Source organism: Streptomyces sp. NPDC031426, from assembly GCF_055581585.1.
The window spans coordinates 86,407-106,923 of record NZ_JBVIJE010000028.1; the positions used below are offsets into that span (position 1 = coordinate 86,407).

General features: G+C 72.0%; 15 protein-coding genes. 11 read left to right on the plus strand and 4 right to left on the minus strand.

The window, feature by feature from the left end; genetic code table 11:
- The first annotated feature begins 7 nt into the window (after positions 1–7).
- Both ACZ5NH_RS37040 and ACZ5NH_RS37045 read left to right on the plus strand, forming a co-directional pair.
- Complete coding sequence (locus tag ACZ5NH_RS37040; protein ID WP_468781634.1) at positions 8–3,718, plus strand: glycosyltransferase family 2 protein; 3,711 nt, start codon at positions 8–10, stop codon at positions 3,716–3,718.
- The gene (locus tag ACZ5NH_RS37045; protein WP_468781636.1) at positions 3,715–5,241 is read left to right on the plus strand and encodes a DUF5719 family protein; all 1,527 of its coding nucleotides are present in this window, start codon (positions 3,715–3,717) and stop codon (positions 5,239–5,241) included. The genes ACZ5NH_RS37040 and ACZ5NH_RS37045 overlap by 4 nt, the downstream gene beginning before the upstream one ends.
- 117 nt (positions 5,242–5,358) lie before the next feature.
- Here the strand turns inward: ACZ5NH_RS37045 and ACZ5NH_RS37050 are convergent, their stop codons facing one another.
- A complete protein-coding gene (locus ACZ5NH_RS37050; RefSeq protein ID WP_468781638.1) occupies positions 5,359–5,811 on the minus strand; it encodes a metallopeptidase family protein in 453 nt (150 codons plus the stop codon).
- A 435-nt stretch (positions 5,812–6,246) separates the two neighbouring features.
- Between ACZ5NH_RS37050 and ACZ5NH_RS37055 the strand changes: the two genes are divergently transcribed.
- The 6 genes from ACZ5NH_RS37055 to ACZ5NH_RS37080 all read left to right on the plus strand — a co-directional run bounded on the left by ACZ5NH_RS37055 (position 6,247) and on the right by ACZ5NH_RS37080 (position 12,046).
- The gene (locus ACZ5NH_RS37055; protein ID WP_388631778.1) at positions 6,247–6,669 is read left to right on the plus strand and encodes a DUF3499 domain-containing protein; all 423 of its coding nucleotides are present in this window, start codon (positions 6,247–6,249) and stop codon (positions 6,667–6,669) included.
- 140 nt (positions 6,670–6,809) lie between these two features.
- Positions 6,810–8,174, plus strand: a complete 1,365-nt coding sequence (locus tag ACZ5NH_RS37060) for a phosphomannomutase/phosphoglucomutase (protein ID WP_468781640.1) — start codon at positions 6,810–6,812, stop codon at positions 8,172–8,174.
- A gap of 131 nt (positions 8,175–8,305) precedes the next feature.
- Positions 8,306–8,476 (plus strand): Trm112 family protein, encoded by a 171-nt coding sequence (locus tag ACZ5NH_RS37065; RefSeq protein WP_351032664.1) that lies wholly within the window; start codon positions 8,306–8,308, stop codon positions 8,474–8,476.
- A 60-nt stretch (positions 8,477–8,536) separates the two neighbouring features.
- Positions 8,537–9,664: an SIS domain-containing protein gene (locus ACZ5NH_RS37070; protein WP_468781642.1), complete on the plus strand. Its 1,128-nt coding sequence runs from the start codon at positions 8,537–8,539 to the stop codon at positions 9,662–9,664.
- A 102-nt stretch (positions 9,665–9,766) separates the two neighbouring features.
- Positions 9,767–10,918, plus strand: a complete 1,152-nt coding sequence (gene manA / locus ACZ5NH_RS37075; protein WP_468781644.1) for a mannose-6-phosphate isomerase, class I — start codon at positions 9,767–9,769, stop codon at positions 10,916–10,918.
- Positions 10,919–11,065: 147 nt separating this feature from the next.
- Positions 11,066–12,046: a cation diffusion facilitator family transporter gene (locus ACZ5NH_RS37080; protein WP_451554924.1), complete on the plus strand. Its 981-nt coding sequence runs from the start codon at positions 11,066–11,068 to the stop codon at positions 12,044–12,046.
- 9 nt (positions 12,047–12,055) lie between these two features.
- Here the strand turns inward: ACZ5NH_RS37080 and lepB are convergent, their stop codons facing one another.
- Together lepB and ACZ5NH_RS37090 are read right to left on the minus strand one after the other, a co-directional pair.
- Positions 12,056–12,748: a signal peptidase I gene (gene lepB / locus ACZ5NH_RS37085; protein ID WP_468781646.1), complete on the minus strand. Its 693-nt coding sequence runs from the start codon at positions 12,746–12,748 to the stop codon at positions 12,056–12,058.
- A gap of 124 nt (positions 12,749–12,872) precedes the next feature.
- The gene (locus ACZ5NH_RS37090; protein WP_468781648.1) at positions 12,873–15,134 is read right to left on the minus strand and encodes a fructose-specific PTS transporter subunit EIIC; all 2,262 of its coding nucleotides are present in this window, start codon (positions 15,132–15,134) and stop codon (positions 12,873–12,875) included.
- Between the two features lie 471 nt (positions 15,135–15,605).
- Between ACZ5NH_RS37090 and ahcY the strand changes: the two genes are divergently transcribed.
- On the plus strand, positions 15,606–17,063 hold the full coding sequence (gene ahcY, locus ACZ5NH_RS37095; protein ID WP_468781650.1) for an adenosylhomocysteinase: 1,458 nt from the start codon (positions 15,606–15,608) through the stop codon (positions 17,061–17,063).
- Positions 17,064–17,256: 193 nt separating this feature from the next.
- Positions 17,257–17,871, plus strand: a complete 615-nt coding sequence (locus ACZ5NH_RS37100) for a hypothetical protein (protein WP_468781652.1) — start codon at positions 17,257–17,259, stop codon at positions 17,869–17,871.
- Between the two features lie 86 nt (positions 17,872–17,957).
- Here the strand turns inward: ACZ5NH_RS37100 and ACZ5NH_RS37105 are convergent, their stop codons facing one another.
- Entirely contained in the window at positions 17,958–18,968 is a 1,011-nt protein-coding gene (locus tag ACZ5NH_RS37105) for an RDD family protein (RefSeq protein ID WP_468781654.1), read from the minus strand.
- Positions 18,969–19,111: 143 nt separating this feature from the next.
- Here ACZ5NH_RS37105 and ACZ5NH_RS37110 point away from each other — a divergent pair, with 143 nt between their 5' ends.
- Positions 19,112–20,119 (plus strand): stage II sporulation protein M, encoded by a 1,008-nt coding sequence (locus ACZ5NH_RS37110; protein WP_468781656.1) that lies wholly within the window; start codon positions 19,112–19,114, stop codon positions 20,117–20,119.
- The last annotated feature ends 398 nt before the right edge of the window (positions 20,120–20,517 follow it).

Consider the following 20,517-nt stretch of genomic DNA (forward strand, 5'->3'; position numbering starts at 1 on the left):
TACCTCGATGTCCGTGCACAGCCACACGGCAGCCCAAGAGCAAGCTGCCACACCTGAGTTCCCGCGCCACGTGGTGACCGCGGTCCTCGTCTCCCATGACGGCGCCCGCTGGCTGCCCGACGCGCTCGCCGGGCTGCTCTCCCAGGAGCGCCCCGTGCAGTACGCGGTGGCCGCCGACACCGGCAGCGCTGACGACTCCGCCCGGCTGCTCACCGACGCCCTCGGCGACGCCAACGTGCTGCACCTCGCCCGCCGCACCGGCTTCGGCCAGGCCGTCGAGGAGGCGATCCGCACCGCCCCGGTCCTCACCCCGGAAGAGCTGCCGTACCTCAAGCGCCCCAGCGGCTGGGACCCCGTCACGCGCACCTGGCGCGACGACGCCTACGACCTGCCCGAACTGCCGTACGGCGAACCCATCCAGTGGCTCTGGCTGCTGCACGACGACTGCGCCCCCGATCCCGACGCCCTCGCCGAGCTGCTGCGCGTCGTCGACAACGAACTCGAACTCGGCCGCGACGACGTGGCGGTCGTCGGCCCCAAGCTCCGCGGCTGGTACGACCGCCGGCAGCTGCTGGAGGTCGGCGTCTCCATCGCCAACTCCGGCCGCCGCTGGACCGGCCTGGACCGCCGTGAGCAGGACCAGGGCCAGCACGACCACGTGCGCACCGTGCTGTCCGTCTCCAGTGCCGGCATGCTCGTCCGCCGCGACGTCTTCGAACAGCTCGGCGGCTTCGACCGCCGGCTGCCGCTGATGCGCGACGACGTCGACCTGTGCTGGCGCGCCCACACCGCCGGCCACCGCGTCCTGATCGCCCCCGACGCCGTCGTACGGCACGCCGAGGCCGCCTCCCGCGAGCGCCGCACCGTCGACTGCGTGGGCCGCACCGCCGCCTCCCCGCACAAGGTCGACAAGGCCGGTGCCGTCTACACCCTGCTCGTCAACACCCGCGGCGCCGCGCTGCCCTGGGCGCTGCTGCGGCTCGTTTTCGGCACCGTCCTGCGGACCGTCGCCTATCTCGTCGGCAAGGTCCCCGGCCAGGCAGTGGACGAGATCCGCGGCCTGCTGGGCGTCCTGCTGCGCCCCGAGCGGATCATCGCCGCCCGGCGCCGCCGCGGACCCTCGCAGATCGACAAGGGCGAACTGCGTCAGCTCTTCCCGCCGCCCGGCGCCACTGTCCGGGCCACCGTGGAACAGCTCGCCGCCAACTTCACCAGCGGCTCCGACGACACCTTGCGGGCCGGCCGGCACGGCGGCGCCGTGGAGTCCGGGCCCGGCGGCGACGACGCCGACTTCCTGGAGGTCGAGCAGTTCGCCCGGCTCAAGCGGATCGCCCGCAGGCCCGGCCCCGTGCTCTTCCTCGTGCTGCTGCTGATGTCCCTGGCCGCCTGCCGCGCCCTGCTCGGCGGCGGCGCGCTCGCGGGCGGCGCCCTGCTGCCCGCCCCGGCCGGCTCCGGCGAGCTGTGGTCGCACTTCGCCGACTCCTGGCACCCGGTCGGCGCGGGCGGCACCCCCTCCGCACCGCCCTACCTCGCGATCATCGCGACCCTCGCCACGATCCTGTTCGGCTCCACCGGACTCGCGATGACGGTCCTGCTGGTCGCCTCGGTACCGCTCGCCGGATTCACCGCCTACTTCGCCTCCCGGCCGCTGGTCACCTCCCGGCTGCTGCGCGCCTGGGCGGCCATCGCCTACGCCTTCCTGCCCGCCACCACCGGCGCCCTGGCCGGCGGCCGCATCGGCACCGCCGTGCTCGCCGTGCTGCTGCCGCTCATCGCGCGCGCCGGCATCGCCGCGAGCGGCCTCGCGAACCGCTCCGGCGCACGCGGCAGTTGGCGCGCCACCTGGGCGTACGCGCTGCTGCTGACCATCACCACCGCCTTCACGCCGATCGTCTGGCCCATCGCGCTGCTCCTCGGCATCGGCGTGCTCGTCCTGCGCCGCGGCGACCTCGTCGCCCACGCCCTGCGCTTCCTCGCCCAGCTCGGCACTCCGCTGCTGGTCCTCGCCCCGTGGTCGCTGACGCTGCTCCCGACCGGCTTCTTCAAGGAAGCCGGCCTGGCCTACGGCACCTCGGCCGCCTCCGCGCTCGACCTGCTCGGCGCCAGCCCGGGCGGCCCCGGCACCGTGCACGGCCTGATGCTCATCGGCATCGTGCTCGCCGCCCTCGGCGCACTCCTGCGCTCCGAGCGGCAGCTCGGCATCCGCACCGCGTGGGCCGTCGCCCTGGTCGGCCTCGTCCTCGCCGCCTTGTCCAACCGGTCCGCCTGGGCCGGACCGGCCACGCTCGTGTACGGCATCGCCCTGCTGGCCGCCGCCGCCCTCGGCGCCGACGGCGCACGCGCGCGGGTGGCCGAGCAGAGCTTCGGCTGGCGCCAGCCCGTCGCCGCCCTGATCGCCTTCGCCTCGGCCGCGGGCCCGCTGCTCGTCGCCGCCGGCTGGATGATCCGCGGCGCCGACGGCCCCCTGGAGCGCCGCGATCCGACCCAGGTGCCCGCGTTCGTCGCCGAGGACTCCACCACCGGCGACCGGGCCCGCACCCTGATCCTGGACAGCGACTCCACCGCGCGCGTGCGCTACACCCTGGTCCGCGGCTCCGGCGCCCGCATGGGCGACGCCGAGATCAGCGCCGCCGACGGCGAGAACACCCGGCTGGACAAGGTCGTCGCCAACCTCGTCGCCGGCTCCGGCGCCGACCAGGCCGACGAACTCGGCGGCTTCGCCGTGCGGTACGTCCTCGTCCACAAGGGCGCGCCCCGCGACATCACCCGCGTCCTCGACACCACCCCCGGCCTGAGCCGGCTCAGCCAGCAGAACGGCGGCGCCCTGTACCGCGTCGACCAGGAGGTCTCGCGGGCCGCCATCGTCCCCGCCGGCGGCTCGGGCACGGCCCAGCCGGTCAGCGCCGGACCGGTGGAGATCCACACGACCGTTCCCGCCGGCCCGGCCGGCCGCGTCCTGCGCCTCGCCGACAGCGCCTCCGACGGCTGGACGGCCACCCTGAACGGCCGTGTGCTCACCCGCACCACGCTCGACGGTTGGGCCCAGGGCTTCCAACTGCCCGCCGACGGCGGCAGGCTGGACGTCACCTACACCGACCCGATCACCCACACCGCCTGGCTGTGGGCCCAGGGCGCGCTCGCCGTGGTCCTGGTCGTCCTCGCCCTGCCGGGCCGTCGCCGCGACGTCGACGACGACCTGCCCGAGGAGGAACCGCTGCCCGCACAGGCGACCGCCGGCGAGGGCCGCCGCGCCCGCCGCCTGCGTGCCCAGGCCGAGGAAATGGCCGGCGAGGAGCAGGCCGGCGAGGAGCAGGCCGGCGAGGACCAGCCGGCGGCACCGCCCCTGCCGGAGGATCCCCGGGCCGCCGTACCTCACCAGCAGTCCTACGCTCAGTGGGACCAGGGGACGTACGTGGACGCCGGATACCCGGGCTACGGAACCGACCCGTACCAGAACGGCGGCCAGTACCCGCCCTCCGGCTACGACCAGCAGGCGTACCCGGCCGCCGACCCGTACCAGACGGGCCAGGGCCAGGGCCAGGGCCAGGGCCAGTACGACCCCTACGCCTACGGCGGTACGGCCGACCAGATGCCGTACGAACCGACGAGCTACCAGCAGGGCTACAACCCGGTCTACGACCCCGCCCAGCAGGGCTACGACCCGGCCCAGCACCCCCACGGCACCGGCAGCGAGCGCCCCGACGGGAGCCAGCAGTGAACCGCACCACCCTGTCCCTGATCGCCGCCGGCAGCGCGCTGGCCGCCGTCACCGCGTTCGCCGCGTTCGACGGCCCGTCCGCCTCCGGCGCCGCCGCCCCCGAGGCGGCCGCGAACCTCCCCGTGCAGCGCACGAGCCTGCTGTGCCCGGCGCCGAGCATCTCGGACATCGCCGACACGTCGTACACATCGTTCACGCCCGTCACTCAGGGCGCGGCGAGCGGCGGAAAGGCCCAACTCCAGGCGTCCGGCGAGAACTCGGCGGACGGCACGGGCAACCCGCAGACGGGCAAGGGCTCGAAGGGATCCAAGGGCGGGAAGAAGACGGCGGGCCAGCCCGTCCTCACCCCGAAGGAGCCGGGTACCCCGGCCACCGGAGACACCTCCGGCGCCGACGCGCCCGCGCTCATCGGCACCGCGGACGGGAAGTTCGCGCCCGGCTGGACCGTCCAGGAGACCACCCAGGTCGCCGCCGGCACCGGCCGCGGCCTGCAGGGCGTCAACTGCGCCGCCGCGGACACCGACTTCTGGTTCCCGGGCGCCAGTACGGCCACCGGCCGCACCGACTACGTCCACCTGACCAACCCCGACGACTCCGCCGCGGTCGTCGACATCGAGCTGTACGGCAAGGACGGCGCGATCAAGTCCCCGCTCGGCGAGAACCAGACCATCCCGCCGCACGCGAGCAAGCCGATCCTGCTCTCCACCCTCACCGACGCACAGCAGGCCGACCTGACCGTGCACGTCAGTGTGCGCAGCGGCCGGGTCGGCGCGTCGGTGCAGGCCCTGGACGACCAGACGGGCGGCGACTGGCTCGCCGCGGCCGCCGACCCCGCCGGCAGCCTGGTCCTGCCCGGCATCCCGAAGGACGCCACCGACGTCCGGCTGATCGCCTTCACGCCCGGCGGCGACGACGCCGACCTGAAGATCCGCCTGGCCTCACCGGGCGGCCTGATCACCCCGGCGGGCAACGAGACCCTGCACGTGAAGTCGGGCATGACCACCACGGCGGACCTCGGCGCGGTGACCCGGGGCGAGGCGGGCTCCCTGGTACTGACCCCCACGGACCAGTCGGTCCCGGTGGTGGCGGCCCTCCGGGTGGTCCGCGGCAAGGGCGACAAACAGGAAACGGCCTACATCCCGGCCACGGCCCCCGTCGGCACCCGCGCGACCTCGGCCGACAACAGCGCCAAGGGCACGACTCTCGCGCTGTCCGCGCCCACCGCCACCGCCACGGTCAAGGTCACCGCGTCGGCGGGCAGCGAGGGCGGCACGGCGACGACGAAGACGTTCACGATCAAGTCCGGCACCACGGAGGACGTCCCCGTCCCCGTCCCCTCCGGCCTGCAGGGCACCTACGCCCTCACCGTCGAAACCGTCTCCGGCGGCCCGGTCTACGCCTCCCGCACCCTCTCCGCCACGGAATCCGGAATCCCCGGTTTCACCATCCAGACCCTCCCGAACGACCGGGGCATGGTGGCGGTACCGAGGACGACGCAGGACCTGTCGGTCCTGCAGAAGTGAGGGGTGACGTTTCGTGGCGTCGTCGGCTGCGCAGTACCGCCGCAGCTGCGGGCAGTCGTGCCGGCTGGGGCGGCGCCCACCTTGCCGGCGCCGTAGCCCCGCAGGGCCCCCCGGGGACTAGTCCTCCCCGTACCGCGGATCCACAGTCTCCGGCGTCAGCCCGAGCAGCTCGGCGACCTGCTCCACGACCACCTCGTGCACCAGTGCGGCCCGCTCGTCCCGCCCCTTGGTCCGGATCTCCACCGGCCGCCGGTACACGACCACCCGCGCCCGCCGCCCGTCCCGCGCGGCGACGACCCCGCCCAACGGGACGGCCTCGTCACTCCACACCTGCTCACCCCGCCCCTCCAGCCGGGGCACCTCCAGCACCAGGAAGTCGATGTCGGCAAGCTGGGGCCACCGCCGCTCGAGACGCTCCACGGAGTCCTGCACCAGGTCCGCGAACGCATCGGCACGACTGGCCGCCAGCGGCACCTGCGGCGGCGCGATCGGCCCTCGCATGCCCCTTCCGTGACGATCACGGCGACGGGGCCCGGGGCCGGCGGCACGGGGCGATACACGGTTGTCCATCACTGGGGAAGCGTAGTCCCCGCACGCTCCCCCCGCCCGACCCCACACGGCAACCCACCCCTCACCCCACCCCGCCCAGGCACGTCCGACCCGCCACACCCGATCGGCCATGCGGGCGAGCGCATCCCCGGCCGATCAAGGCCCCTCCGCAGCCGATCACGGCCCCGCCGATCAGCCCGCCCCCGATCGGCCCCGTTCGGCTCCGACCGGCCCTCTCCACCCCGTGTCGCAGGTTGACCGTTCCAGCCAACGTCTGGCTCGTTTCCGTAACCCTCCAAGACCGCCGAACTCAAGGCAATTGACGGTGTTTGTGCCGAGTCATGACCGTATCGAGTCGCGCCCAAAACCCGCCGAGAATCCGTCCCTGCAGGTCAACATGGCCTCCTCGAAGGAGTGTGTGGGGTGTTTCACAGCCCGACACGGTGGAGTGACCTGGTGGAGAGTCGTCGCGGCCCGCTCAAGAGTGCGGTACCGTCCAACGTCGTGAGCCCTGTACGTCGCTGTTCGCGCACCGCCTGCGGCCGACCCGCCGTCGCGACGCTGACGTACGTCTACGCCGACTCGACCGCGGTCCTCGGCCCGCTCGCCACCTACGCCGAGCCGCACTGCTACGACCTGTGTGCCGAGCACTCCGAACGCCTCACCGCCCCCCGCGGCTGGGAGGTCGTCCGCCTCCTCGACGGCTCCGCCCCCGCGCGGCCCAGCGGAGACGACCTGGAAGCGCTCGCGAACGCCGTGCGCGAGGCGGCCCGTCCCCAGGAGCGCGCGGCCGGGGCGGGCGGCGGAGGCCGTACGGCGGACCCCATGGAGGTCGCCCGCCGCGGCCACCTGCGGGTCCTGCGCTCCCCTGACAACTGAGCCCACCGCTCCGCCCGTCAAGCCGGCGCACGGCACCCGCCCCTGGTTACGACTGGGCCTCCACCTGGTGTCCGCACACCTGGCCCTTACCCCGGACGGGTAGTTTGTGGGCACCCATAGGACTTTCAGGAGGGTTGGCCGTGGCTGCTGATCTGTCGCAGATCGTGAAGGCGTACGACGTACGTGGAGTGGTTCCGGATCAGTGGGACGAGTCACTGGCCGGGCTCTTCGGCGCCGCCTTCGCGGAGGTGACGGGTGCGGCGGCCATCGTCGTCGGCCACGACATGCGGCCCTCGTCCCCCGGCCTGACCCGCGCCTTCGCGCGCGGCGCGGCGGACCGCGGCGTGGACGTCACCGAGATCGGGCTGTGCTCCACCGACCAGCTCTACTACGCTTCCGGCGCCCTGAACCTGCCCGGCGCGATGTTCACGGCCTCCCACAACCCGGCCCAGTACAACGGCATCAAGATGTGCCGCGCGGGCGCCGCCCCGGTCGGCCAGGACACCGGCCTCACGCAGATCCGCGAACTGGTCGAGGGGTGGCTGGAGTCGGGCGCACCCGAGCCGGTCGCCCAGCCGGGAACCCTGACCACCCGTGAGACGTTGGACGACTACGCGGCGCACCTCCGCTCGCTCGTCGACCTGACCTCCATCCGCCCGCTGAAGGTCGTGGTCGACGCCGGCAACGGCATGGGCGGCCACACGGTCCCCTCGGTCTTCGCCGGCCTGCCCCTGACCCTCGTCCCGATGTATTTCGAACTGGACGGCACCTTCCCCAACCACGAGGCCAACCCGCTCGACCCGGCCAACCTGGTGGACCTGCAGAAGCGCGTCCCGGTGGAGGGCGCCGACCTCGGCATCGCCTTCGACGGCGACGCCGACCGCTGCTTCGTCGTGGACGAGCACGGCGACCCGGTCTCCCCGTCCGCGATCACCGCGCTGGTCGCCGCCCGCGAACTCGCCCGCAACGGCGGCAAGGGCACGATCATCCACAACCTGATCACCTCCCGTACGGTCCCCGAGGTCGTGAAGGAGAACGGCGGCACCCCGGTCCGCACCCGCGTCGGCCACTCCTTCATCAAGGCCGAGATGGCGCGCAGCGGTGCGATCTTCGGCGGCGAGCACTCCGCGCACTACTACTTCAAGGACTTCTGGAACGCCGACACGGGCATGCTGGCCGCCCTGCACGTCCTGGCCGCCCTCGGCGGCCAGGAGGGCCCGCTGTCCGCCCTCACCGCGCAGTACGACCGCTACGTCGGCTCCGGCGAGATCAACTCCACCGTCGCCGACCAGGCCGACCGCCTCGCCGCGATCCGCTCCGCGTACGAGAACCGCGCCGACGTCACCCTGGACGACCTCGACGGCCTCACCGTCGCCGCCGCCGACTGGTGGTTCAACGTCCGCCCCTCCAACACCGAGCCCCTCCTCCGCCTGAACGCCGAGGCGAAGGACGAGGCCACGATGACCAGGATCAGGGACGAGGCCCTGTCGATCATCAGGGGCTGAGCCGCAGGGCAAACGGCGTCCAGGGGGCGGTGCCCCCTGGACGGTACTGGCAGCCCGGCTCAGCCCGTCCACCAGCGGTACGCTGACCAGGCACATCCACAGACAGACACCCGCCCTCGAAGGGACAGCCCATGCCGCTCGAAGCCGGCCTCCTGGAGATCCTCGCCTGCCCGGCCTGCCACGCCCCCCTCAAGGAGCAGGACACCGAGCTGATCTGCACGGGCCAGGACTGCGGCCTCGCCTACCCCGTCCGCGACGACATCCCGGTCCTCCTCGTGGACGAGGCCCGCCGCCCCCAGTGACGACGCCTCTCACGGCGTAGACAACCCACACAGGACCCCGGCGCTCGGAGGCAACCGCCCATGCTGGACGAATCGCTGCTCGACACCCCGGAGGGCCTCGCCGAGGCCGACCGCCGAGGCCTGCTGCGCGGCGCCGCCGAGGCCGGCGCCCGCGTCCGCACCGCCGCCCGGCACGCCATCGAGGCCGGCGTCGGCGACCTCAAGCCCGACGGCCGCCCCCGCGCCGTCCTCATCGCCGGCCCCGGCGCCGCCGCCACCCACACCGCCGACCTGCTCGGCACCCTGGCCGGCGTCGGCAGCCCCGTGGTCCGCCTGGCCCCAACGGGCGTCGCCCCCGCCGCGGGAGCCCTGCGCTGGGAGCTCCCGGGCTGGGCCGGCTCCGTGGACCTCCTGCTGATCGCCACCCCGGACGGCACCGAACCGAGTCTGTCCCTCCTCACCGACCAGGCCTACCGCCGCGGCTGCTCGGTCGTCGCCGTGGCCCCGGCCGGCACCCCGCTCGCGGAGGCGGTCACCGGCGCCCACGGGTTGTTCGTACCGATGGCGACGGCGCCGTACGACCAGGAGGAACCGCTCGCCGCGTCCTCCCCGGGCGTCTTCTGGGCGCTGCTCACCCCGCTGCTGGCGCTGCTGGACCGGGTCGGGCTGATCAGCGCCCCGCCGGACGCCCTGGAGAAGGTCGCCGACCGCCTGGACCACATCGCCGAACGCTGCGGCCCCGCCATCGCGACCTACAGCAACCCGGCCAAGACCCTCGCCGCCGAACTAGCCGACGCGCTTCCCGTGGTGTGGACGGAAGGGCCCTCGGCGGGCCCCGCGGGCCACCGTTTCGCCGCCGCCCTCGCCGAACTCGCCGGCCGCCCCGCGCTCGTCGCCGAACTCCCCGAGGCGCTCTCCGCGCACAGCGCCCTGCTGGCCGGCCCGCTGGCCGCCAGCGCCGACCCCGACGACTTCTTCCGCGACCGCGTCGAGGAGCCGCCCGCGCTGCACGCGCGCGTGGTGCTGCTCCGCGACCGCCCGATCAGCGGCCTCACGGCCGCCTCCGCCGCCCGTGACGTGGCCCTCAGCCATGACACGCCGATCAGCGAACTCGAACCTGAGGAGGGCGGCGAACTGGAGTCCCTCGCTGAACTGATCGCCGTCACGGATTTCGCCGCCGTTTACCTGGCGCTCGCTTCGAGGGCCTGATCTGGCTACGGGCCGGAAGACCCGCGCCCACCATCAGCACGGCAACCGGCGCCGTCACCGACGCCGGCCGGGCAGCCGTACGTACGGAGACAGAGAAGACACATGGACCGCCTCGACAACACCATCCGGCCCTACGCCTGGGGTTCCACCACCGCCATCCCGCACCTCCTCGGCGTCGAGCCGACCGGTGAACCGCAGGCGGAGATGTGGATGGGCGCACACCCCGGAGCCCCCTCGCGCACCGCTCGCGGGACGCTGGTCGAGGTCATCGACGCGGACCCGGAGGCAGAGCTGGGCAAGGCCGCCGTGGCGAAGTTCGGTCCGCGCCTGCCCTTCCTCCTCAAGATCCTCGCCGCCGGCGCGCCCCTCTCCCTCCAGGTGCACCCCAACCTGGAACAGGCCGGGGAGGGTTACGCCGACGAGGAGCGCCGCGGCATCCCGGTCGACGCCCCGCACCGCAACTACAAGGACGCCAACCACAAGCCGGAACTGATCTGCGCGCTCACCGAGTTCGACGGCCTGTGCGGCTTCCGCGACCCGGTCCGGTCCGCCGACCTGCTCGACGGGCTCGGCGTCGCCTCCCTCAAGCCGTACGTCGACCTGCTGCACGCACGCCCCGAGGACGCGGCCCTGCGTGAGGTGCTCACCGCGATCCTCACCGCCGACCCGGAGGAGATGGCGCAGACGGTCGCCGAGGCGAGCGCCGCCTGCGCCCGCCTCGGCGGTGACTACACCTCCTACGCCGAGCTCGCCCAGCACTATCCGGGCGACCCCGGCGTCATCGCGGCCATGCTGCTGAACCACGTCCGCCTGCAGCCCGGCGAGGCCCTGTTCCTCGGCGCCGGCATCCCGCACGCCTACATCAGCGGCCTCGGCGTCGAGATCATGGCCAACTCCGACAACGTCCTGCGCTGCGGCCTGACCCCCAAGCACGTCGACGTCCCCGAACTCCTGCGCGTCGTCCGCTTCGAGGCCGGCGACCCGGGCGTACTGCGCCCCGAGGCCTCCCCGGCCGGCGAGGAGGTCTACGACACACCGATCGACGAGTTCCGCCTCTCCCGGTACGTCCTCGCCGAGGGCGGCGCCGCCCACGACCTCACCCTCGACACCCCGCAGATCCTGCTCTGCACGGCCGGCTCGGTCCGCGCCGGCGAACACGAGCTGAGCCCGGGTCAGTCGGTCTTCGTCCCGGCCGGCGAGACGGCGGAGATCTCGGGCACGGGCACGCTCTTCCGGGCCACTGTGATCGTATGACCGGGGTTGTGGGTACCTGACGCGGCGGAGCCCGGTCGGGCTGCAAGAATGGCCCACGGCAAAGGCCGGGCAAAGCCGGGGCGCGCCCGGCGGCGTGGACGTACGGGGGCTCCGAGGGCCTCAGAGGCGAAGGGACAACGCGGACTCATGAGCGCGTCAGGCGGTACGAAGGCGATCGTGGCGGCACTCGGCGCCAACCTCGCGATCGCGGCATCCAAGTTCGTGGCGTTCGCGTTCAGCGGCTCCTCCTCGATGCTCGCCGAGGGCGTCCACTCGCTCGCCGACTCCGGAAACCAGTTCCTGCTGCTCATCGGCGGCAAGAAGGCCCAGCGCGAGGCGACCCCGCAGCACCCCTTCGGCTACGGTCGCGAGCGCTTCATCTACGCCTTCCTCGTCTCGATCGTCCTGTTCTCCATCGGCGGCATGTTCGCCATCTACGAGGGCTACGAGAAGATCAGCCACCCGCACGAACTGGAGCACTGGTACTGGCCGGTGGGCGTCCTGATCTTCGCGGTCATCGCCGAGGGCTTCTCCTTCCGCACGGCCATCAAGGAGTCCAACGAACTGCGCGGCAGACTGAGCTGGGCGCAGTTCATCCGCCGCGCCAAGGCCCCCGAGCTGCCCGTCGTCCTGCTGGAGGACTTCGGCGCGCTCATCGGTCTGGTCCTCGCCCTGCTCGGCGTCGGTCTCGCCGTCCTCACCGGCGACGGCGTCTGGGACGGCATCGGCACGGTCTGCATCGGTGTCCTGCTCGTCTGCATCGCCCTGGTCCTGGCCGCCGAGACCAAGTCTCTGCTGCTCGGGGAGGCGGCGGGCCTGGACGTGATCAAGAAGATCGAGGAGGCGACCGTCGACGGCGAAACGGTCACCGGCGTCATCCACATGCGCACGCTCCACCTCGGCCCCGAGGAGCTGCTGATCGCAGCCAAGATCGCCGTGCAGCACGACGACACGGCCGCCGAGGTCGCCGGCGCCATCAACGCCGCCGAGGCCCGCATCCGCGCCGCCGTCCCCATCGCCCGCGTCATCTACCTGGAACCGGACATCTACAGCGAGGCCGAGGCAGCCAAGGGCCCGGACCCGGAGGCCACCCCGGGCGGCCCGACCCCGCACGCCGCCGGCCACTGAGCCGGGACCTCAGCTCCCGCTCGGCGACACAGGCCAGGGCATCTGCGGCAGCTCCGGCACCCTCCGCCGCCGTACGGCGAGGAAGCCGATGCCCAGGCCGATGCCGGTGAGCAGCAACACGCCGCCGAGCAAGAGGGCCGCCACCAGCAGGGCAGGGACCGTGCGGTCGTCCGTCACCCGGCCCAGCACCGCGTCCGCGGACACCGTCCCGCCCTGCTCGTCCAGGTGGAAACGCGAGTCCTGGGAGTCCGCCCGATGGTCACCGAGGAGGAACAGCCGCCCCTCCGGGACCTTCACGTCATACGGCCGGTGCACGCCGTCGGCGTCGCCGCCGTACACATACGGCTCCTCGACCGGATTCCCGTTCACGGTCACCCGCTCCCGCGAACCCGCGACCGAACAGCACCGCACCCGGTCCCCACCCACGCCGACGACCCGCTTCATCAGGGGCCCGTCGAACCCGTAGGACTCCGGCGGCGTGAACACCACCACGTCACCGCGCCGCACCTCGCTCCCGCCGACGCGCTCCCAGACGACCCGGTCACCCCGTCCGTACGTCGGCCTCATGCTGTTGCCACCCACGGTGGAGACCCCGTACGCCTCCCGCAGCCACCCAAAGCCCCCGACGGCCAGCACCAGCCCCAACACCCCCACCACAACCGCCGCCATCCCCAGCCCCCGCCCCCGTCTTCCGCCCGCCATGCCTCTTCCTCCCCGAGCGACCCATCCAAGGCCGCGGAGAATAGCGCCACTTTGTGAACGGGCTGTGCGGCGGGGGGATACTCGCACCCTTTCCCGCCCCACCGCTCCCTTCAGCCGCGTCGGCTCACCCGACCTCACCGAGCACGTCGAGCACCCCGCGCCCGTCCGGCGCCGCCAGCAGCCGCTCCCGGAAGCCGGGATCCATCAGCTTGCGGGAGAGCAGCGCGAGGATCCGCAGATGCTCGTCGCCCGCGGCCGCCTCCGGTACGGCGATCATGAAGACCAGCCGGGCCTTCGTACCGTCCGGCGAGCCCCACTCGACCCCCTCGGCGGAGCGCGCGAAGCCGACGACCGGGGCGGTCACCGCGTCCGTCTTGGCGTGCGGGATCGCGATCTCCTCACCGAGCCCGGTCGTCCCCTGCTCCTCCCGCCGCAGTGCGGTCGCCACCAACTCGTCCACATCGGAGACCCGCCCGCTCCGCGCGAGCAACTCCGCCATCTCCCGGACAGCGGCCTCCTTCTCCACCGCCCGGAGCGCGCCCTTCACGGTCCGCTCACCGAGGTAGCCGGACAGCACCACGGACCCATCCCCCTCAGCCGCAGCGGCTCCAGCCTGGCCGGCGCCCTGGGCTCCCTCCGGCTGCTCCGCTTCCTCGGAGTCGTCAACGGCGCCCACCCGGACCGAGCCCCCGGAGACCACGGCACCAGCACCGCCCCCCGAGGCCCCCGCCCCGGCCCGCCCAGCCACGACCACCCCCGCAGGCACCTGCCCCGACCCGGGAGGCCCCTCACCGACGCCTTCGGCACCCGGCGACGGCGAGAACCCCCCACCGGCGCCACCCGTACCCGACGACGATTGCCGCACGAGTGGTGCAGGCGGGAACCCGATCCCCACCACTCCTGAACCCGCACCGACAGGAACAGCCCGCCCCCGGCGCCCACTCACCCCAACCAGACCCGCGGTCACGAGCGCGGTCACCACAGAACCGATCACCACGGCGACGAAGAACATCGGCACCCCACTCACCGCACCCAGCACCGCCACGATCGGTCCCCCGTGCGGCACCGCGTCTTTCACCCCGGCCAGCCCCGCAACCGCACCGGCCACCGCCCCGCCCAGCATGTTCGCCGGAATCACCTGCGCCGGCCGCGCCGCCGCGAACGGAATCGCGCCCTCCGAGATACCGAAGCACCCCATGAACAGCGCCGCGAGCCCCGTCTCCCGCTCCTGCTCGCTGTACAGTCGCCGACGGATCAGCGTGGCCAGTCCCTGCCCGAGCGGCATCACCGGGATCGCGGCGGCGCACATACCCATCACCGTCTGGTTGCCGCTCGCGATGAACCCGGCCCCGAACAGGAACGCCGTCTTGTTCACCGGCCCGCCCATGTCGAACGCGATCATCAGCCCGAGAATCGCGCCGAGCAGGATCGCGCTCGTCCCCGTCATCCCGCCGAGCCAACTCGTCAGATGCTCGAACACCCAGGAGATCGGCTTGCCGATGACGTAGACGAAGAACAGCCCGAGCACCGTCGTGGCGACGATCGGGATCACGATGATCGGCATGATCGGCTGCACGAACTTCGGCACCCGCACCTTCTTGATCCACAGCACCAGATACCCGGCGAGGAACCCGGTCACGATCGCCCCGATGAAGCCCGCGCCCGCCTTGGAGTCGTACAGCGCGCCCGTGTTCGCGATCCAGCCGCCGATCATGCCCGGCACCAGCGCGGGCCGGTCGGCGATCGCATAGGCGATGTAGCCGGACAGGACCGGGATCATCAGCTGGAAGCCGATCCCGCCGATCGCGTTGACATGCGCCCAGAAGGTGCCGTCCGGGATCACATAGCCCCTCGACGTGGCATGGCCGCCGAGCGCGAGCGACACCGCGATCAGCAGACCGCCCACGACCACGAACGGGATCATGTACGACACGCCGTTCATCAGCGCCTTGTACACCGGCCCCCGCTCCCGGCCACCACCGGAGGTCACCGCCGCCGAACCGCTCACGGTCCCGTCCGGCGCGTGCACGGGCGCCGACCGCACCCGCTCGATCAGCTGCTCGGGATGGTGGATGCCCTCGGCGACCCCGACCGTCAGCACCCGCTTGCCGGCGAAACGGCTCAGGTCGACGTCCTTGTCGGCGGCGACGATGATCCCGTCCGCGCTTCTGACATCGTTGTCGTCGAGGACGTTCTCGGCCCCGATGGATCCCTGGGTCTCCACCTTCATCTCGATGCCACGGCTCGCAGCGGCCTGTGCGAGCTTCTCCGCCGCCATGTACGTGTGCGCGATGCCGGTCGGGCACGCCGTCACCGCCAGCAGCTTCACCTGCCGCCGCTCGTCATCGCGGCCACCCGTGGAGGGAGGGCCGGCCGGACTCGTCACGTCTGTCTCCTCACACCTTCGTCGCTACGAGGCACCGTCCCGGACACCCCCGCGAGCGGACCGGACGGCCCCGGTCCCCTGCATCCTGCACCACCCCGCCCCAGACCCAAGGGCGTGAAAGTCCCCTTTTGTCACGGTCCTTGGACTCCCGCCCCGCGGTCATTCGCACCTCCGCCGGCCCGCTCCTGCCCTCTCCCCACCCGCCGAAACCGCCTTCCGGACGGCTCGAACCGCACGGAGGCGGACTGGGGCCGAACGGGCCGTCCGGTGTAGCTTGGGACGGAGCCAGACGTCGCTGCTGATGGCGGTCGGGCGGTCCCTCGCGGACCGACCGAGGGAGAGAGGGCCTCCGACGGACTGCGCTGCGCGCACGTGGGCATGCCAGTGTCCTCATCTCGGGCACCCGTGTGTCCGCCGCCGCGCAGACCAGCCGTACCCCCACCTCGATCCGACACCGAGGAGCAGCTCGCAATGACGACTGTCGACAACCGACAGGACTTCAAGGTCGCCGACCTCTCGCTGGCCGAGTTCGGCCGCAAGGAGATCACCCTCGCCGAGCACGAGATGCCCGGCCTGATGGCGATCCGCAAGGAGTACGCCGAGGCCCAGCCCCTCGCCGGCGCCCGCATCACCGGCTCCCTGCACATGACCGTGCAGACCGCCGTGCTCATCGAGACCCTGGTCGCCCTCGGCGCCCGCGTCCGCTGGGCCTCCTGCAACATCTTCTCCACCCAGGACCACGCGGCCGCCGCCATCGCCGTCGGCCCGAACGGCACGCCCGACAACCCGCAGGGCGTCCCGGTCTTCGCCTGGAAGGGCGAGACCCTGGAGGAGTACTGGTGGTGCACGGAGCAGGCGCTGACCTGGCCGGACACCGTCACCGGCGGCCCGAACATGATCCTGGACGACGGCGGCGACGCCACCCTCCTCGTCCACAAGGGCGTCGAGTACGAGAAGGCCGGCGAGGTCCCGGCCCTGGACACCGCAGAGTCCGACGAGCACCTCGTCGTCCTCCAGCTGCTGCACCGCACCCTGGGCGAGAACCCCCAGAAGTGGACCCAGCTGGCCTCGGAGATCCGCGGTGTCACCGAGGAGACCACCACCGGTGTCCACCGCCTGTACGAGATGCAGCGCGAGGGCTCCCTCCTCTTCCCGGCGATCAACGTCAACGACTCCGTCACCAAGTCGAAGTTCGACAACAAGTACGGCTGCCGCCACTCCCTGGTCGACGGCATCAACCGCGCCACCGACGTCCTGATCGGCGGCAAGACCGCCGTCGTCTGCGGCTACGGCGACGTGGGCAAGGGCTGCGCCGAGTCGCTGCGCGGCCAGGGCGCCCGTGTGATCATCACCGAGATCGACCCGATCTGCGCCCTGCAGGCGGCGATGGACGGATACCAGGTCACCACCCTGGACGAGGTCGTGGAGACCGCCGACATCTTCATCACCACCACCGGCAACAAGGACATCATCCTTGCGTCGGACATGGCGAAGATGAAGCACCAGGCGATCGTCGGCAACATCGGTCACTTCGACAACGAGATCGACATGGCCGGCCTCGCCAAGATCCCCGGCATCGTCAAGGACGAGGTCAAGCCGCAGGTCCACACCTGGAAGTTCCCGGACGGCAAGGTCATCATCGTGCTGTCCGAGGGCCGCCTGCTGAACCTGGGCAACGCCACCGGTCACCCGTCGTTCGTGATGTCCAACTCCTTCGCGGACCAGACCCTGGCCCAGATCGAGCTGTTCACCAAGCCCGACGAGTACCCGACCGGCGTCTACGTGCTGCCCAAGCACCTCGACGAGAAGGTCGCCCGCCTCCACCTGGACGCGCTCGGCGTCAAGCTCACCAAGCTGCGCCCGGAGCAGGCCGCGTACATCGGCGTGGAGGTCGACGGCCCGTTCAAGTCGGACCACTACCGCTACTGAGCCGGCGACTCCGTAGTCCCGCCCGCCGGGGAGCACACCGGTGCACCACGTGCTCCCCGGCAGCAGGCCCCCGAGGCAGGCCCCCGCACCCCCGTGCCGGGGGCCTGCCCCTTTGGCCGGTCCCGTCCGGACAGCACCGGAGGAACCGGCGCTCCGGCCGGACCCGTCAGCCCGTCGAAGACCCAGGACCCCCATGCCCCGCGGCCGTTATTCGCTCTACGATCCGCACGATCACACCCCCCTCGGCGAAGAACACTTCCAGTGCGCCCCCGGTCCCTCCGGCTGGCGCTATGTCTCCCGGCTGACCAGCCCCGCCGGCGATCACCGCGGCTCGGTCGACCTCGCCCTGGACGATCTCGGCCGCCCCATCCGTCTCGAACTCCACGCCGGGGAGTGGCAGGTGCGCGGAGCCGCCCTCGACGGCGTCACCTGGGTCCGCACCGATCCCACCGGAACCCATGCCACCGAAGGCAATGTGCGCGCCCACGCCTTCACCGGCACGTCCCCCGCGTTCCTCGTCGCCACCGCCCGTCTCCTGCGCCTCACCCCCTCGTCCGCCGCGACCCGTGTACGCCTGGTCGCCTTCACTGACCCGGTCCTCGCCCCCCGCACCGTGGACCAGTCCTGGGCCCTGGTGAACAGCGAAGCACACGCCACTGACAACGGCCCTCTGGCCGTGGACGAATACCAGGTCACAGCCCTGGACACGGGTGAGCGGCACACCGTTCACATCGCCGGGGACGTCGTCCTGGCCGCACCCGGGATCGAGCTGGAGGACCTCCAGTCACCGCCGTCGAGGTTCGACTGAACGCCGGGACCGAGAGACCGCCGGGCCAGTTCCCGCCCGAACAGACGACTGGAGGGAGAGGAGCGGGCCCGCCGCTTCGACGCCTCCTACGCCGGTGGTGCGAAACCGGTGGCCGGGCGGTCCGCAGACGGCTCGTCCCGCGGAGGTACGGCCGACGGCGGAAGCGGCGCCTGCGGCGGCTGAGCCCATCCCTGCGGCCGGTCCGGCTGAGAGGGATTCTGCGACCCGGCCGCCACAGCGGGCGCCTGAGTTGCAACCGGCGGCTTAGCAGCGAATGGCGGCTGGGCGGAAACCGGGGGCTGAAAAGCGGCCGGTGCGCCGGGCGCGGCTGCCTGTGGGGCGAATCCCATCGCGCCGAAAGCCTGCCGGGCCTCACGCGACTGCCGCTCGTGCACCACGGCGGCCAGGAAGGCGGCCGCCGGAAGATCCCGCGGCACAGCGGCCCCCGTCCGCGCCGCGAGGTCGGCGGCGAGCCGCTGGGCCATCGCTGCCGAGACCTGCGGATCGAGCTGCCCGAGCCGGGTCAGGTACTGCCGAACCGCCAGCCACAGCCCGTCCGGCACCGCCGACAGATCCAGCTCGGCGAACCGCCCGGCCAGCCACGGAGGCGGCGGTGGAACAAAGCCGGCCCGACCGGCCGGTATCCGCTCACGCACGACCAGCGTGCCCGCGAACACGTCACCGAGCCTTCGGCCGCGTGCCGACACCAGTGAGGCGATGCAGGCGATCACACCGAACGTCAGCAGGATCTCGACCACACCGATCGCGCCCCGCACGAGCGCGTGCCGGAACCGGATCGGCCCGCCGTCGTCCCGCACCACGCGGAGCCCGAACGCCAGCTTCCCCAGCGAACGCCCATGGCTGAGGGTCTCCACCGCGATCGGCCCGCCGACCAGCACCAGCAGAAACGTCGCGATCGACAGGGCCACCTGCGCGGCCTCGTCCAGCGACGCGGTCGACATCACCACCACGATGGTGACGACGACGTAGGCGACCACGGCCACCACGAGATCGAGCAACACGGCCAGCGCCCTGCTCGGCAGCTTTGCCGGCCGCAGTTCGAGCGCCACCGCCTCGCCCGTCACCAGCTCACTCACGCCCGCCGTCCTTCCCTGATCTGCCCCCGGAAGCGCAAGTCTGCCAAGCTGTGGGCACATCGCGCCCCAGTGCGACTATCTGACCGCGATCGAGAGCATCCCCGACGAGCAGTCGACGACCAGCCGAGGAGCAGGCAGACCCGATGGACCTGGACGTCTTCGTCTCCGTACACCGAGCCGAATGGGACCGCCTCGACACCCTGCTCCGCCGCCGACGCCGCCTCACCGGCGCCGAGGCCGACGAACTCGTCGCCCTCTACCAGCGCACCGCCACCCATCTGTCCCTCATCCAGTCCAGCGCCCCGGACCCGCAGCTGACAGGACGGCTCAGCCAACTGGTGGCACGCGCGCGTAGCGCCGTCACCGGCACCCGCCACGCCTCATGGCGTGACGTCACCCGCTTCCTGGGCCAGGACTTCCCGGCCGCGGTCTACCGCGCCCGCCACTGGTGGGTTCCCACGGCACTGGTCTCCACTGCCATCGCGATTCTCCTGGGCTGGTGGATCGGCACTCACCCGGACGTCCAGTCGTCGATCGCGGCGCCCGGCCGACTGCGTGACCTGACCCGCCCCGGCGGCGAGTACGAGACGTACTACTCCAGCCATCCCGCGGCGGCCTTCGCCGCCCAGGTGTGGACGAACAACGCGCAGGCAGCCGCGATGTGCCTGGTCCTGGGCGTCTTCCTGGGCCTGCCTGTCCTCTGGATCCTCTTCGAGAACATGCTCAACCTGGGCGTCGGCTTCGGCCTGATGTCCTCCGCCGGCCGACTCGACACATTCCTGGGACTGGTACTTCCGCACGGCCTGCTCGAACTGACGGCAGTCTTTGTCGCCGCGGGTACGGGACTGCGCCTGGGCTGGACACTCATAGACCCCGGCCCCCGCAGCCGGCGCACCGCTCTCGCCGAAGAAGGACGCGCGGCCGTAGGCATGGCGATCGGACTCGCCCTGGTCCTTTTCGTCTCCGGCGCCATCGAAGGCTTCGTCACGCCGTCCGGCCTGCCCACCTGGGCCCGCATCGGAATCGGTGTCCTGGCTGAGCTGGCCTTCCTGGCGTACGTCTACGTCCTGGGCGGCCGAGCGGTACGCGCAGGTGAGACCGGCGATCTAGAAGCGGCGGACCGCAGCGCCTCGCTGCCCACCGCGGCGTGATGTGCGTTCCACCCCTGTGAGCTGCTAGTCTCCTCTTCGCTCCGCAAGACCCGTTGACACGGGTGGCGCGGGGAGGTAGATTCAAACAGTTGCCTGGAACTGGACAAGTTCACCGGCGAAGGTTAGACTCTATGAGCTTCAAGAGAAGTCGTGAATGACATCTCGAAGAAGCGTCTCCCGATTACTCAGAAATGAGCGGCCGGTCAGACCGGCCAAGAACTTCTGATAAAGTCGGAACCGCCGGAAAGGAAACCGCGAGAAAACGCGGAAACCTGGAAAGCACCGAGGAAATCGGATCGAGAAAAGATCTGATAGAGTCGGAAACACCGAAGGGAAGCGCCCGGAGGAAAGCCCGAGAGGGTGAGTACAAAGGAAGCGACCGTTCCTTGAGAACTCAA

What these genes read in the sequence shown, in the direction of transcription:
- ACZ5NH_RS37110 (WP_468781656.1), top strand. Translation starts at nt 19,112, where the DNA reads ATGGACCTGGACGTCTTCGTCTCCGTACACCGAGCCGAATGGGACCGC.
- lepB (WP_468781646.1), bottom strand. Translation starts at nt 12,748, where the DNA reads ATGGCGGGCGGAAGACGGGGGCGGGGGCTGGGGATGGCGGCGGTTGTG.
- ahcY (WP_468781650.1), top strand. Translation starts at nt 15,606, where the DNA reads ATGACGACTGTCGACAACCGACAGGACTTCAAGGTCGCCGACCTCTCG.
- ACZ5NH_RS37065 (WP_351032664.1), top strand. Translation starts at nt 8,306, where the DNA reads ATGCCGCTCGAAGCCGGCCTCCTGGAGATCCTCGCCTGCCCGGCCTGC.
- ACZ5NH_RS37070 (WP_468781642.1), top strand. Translation starts at nt 8,537, where the DNA reads ATGCTGGACGAATCGCTGCTCGACACCCCGGAGGGCCTCGCCGAGGCC.
- ACZ5NH_RS37100 (WP_468781652.1), top strand. Translation starts at nt 17,257, where the DNA reads ATGCCCCGCGGCCGTTATTCGCTCTACGATCCGCACGATCACACCCCC.
- ACZ5NH_RS37080 (WP_451554924.1), top strand. Translation starts at nt 11,066, where the DNA reads ATGAGCGCGTCAGGCGGTACGAAGGCGATCGTGGCGGCACTCGGCGCC.
- ACZ5NH_RS37040 (WP_468781634.1), top strand. Translation starts at nt 8, where the DNA reads ATGTCCGTGCACAGCCACACGGCAGCCCAAGAGCAAGCTGCCACACCT.
- ACZ5NH_RS37050 (WP_468781638.1), bottom strand. Translation starts at nt 5,811, where the DNA reads ATGGACAACCGTGTATCGCCCCGTGCCGCCGGCCCCGGGCCCCGTCGC.
- manA (WP_468781644.1), top strand. Translation starts at nt 9,767, where the DNA reads ATGGACCGCCTCGACAACACCATCCGGCCCTACGCCTGGGGTTCCACC.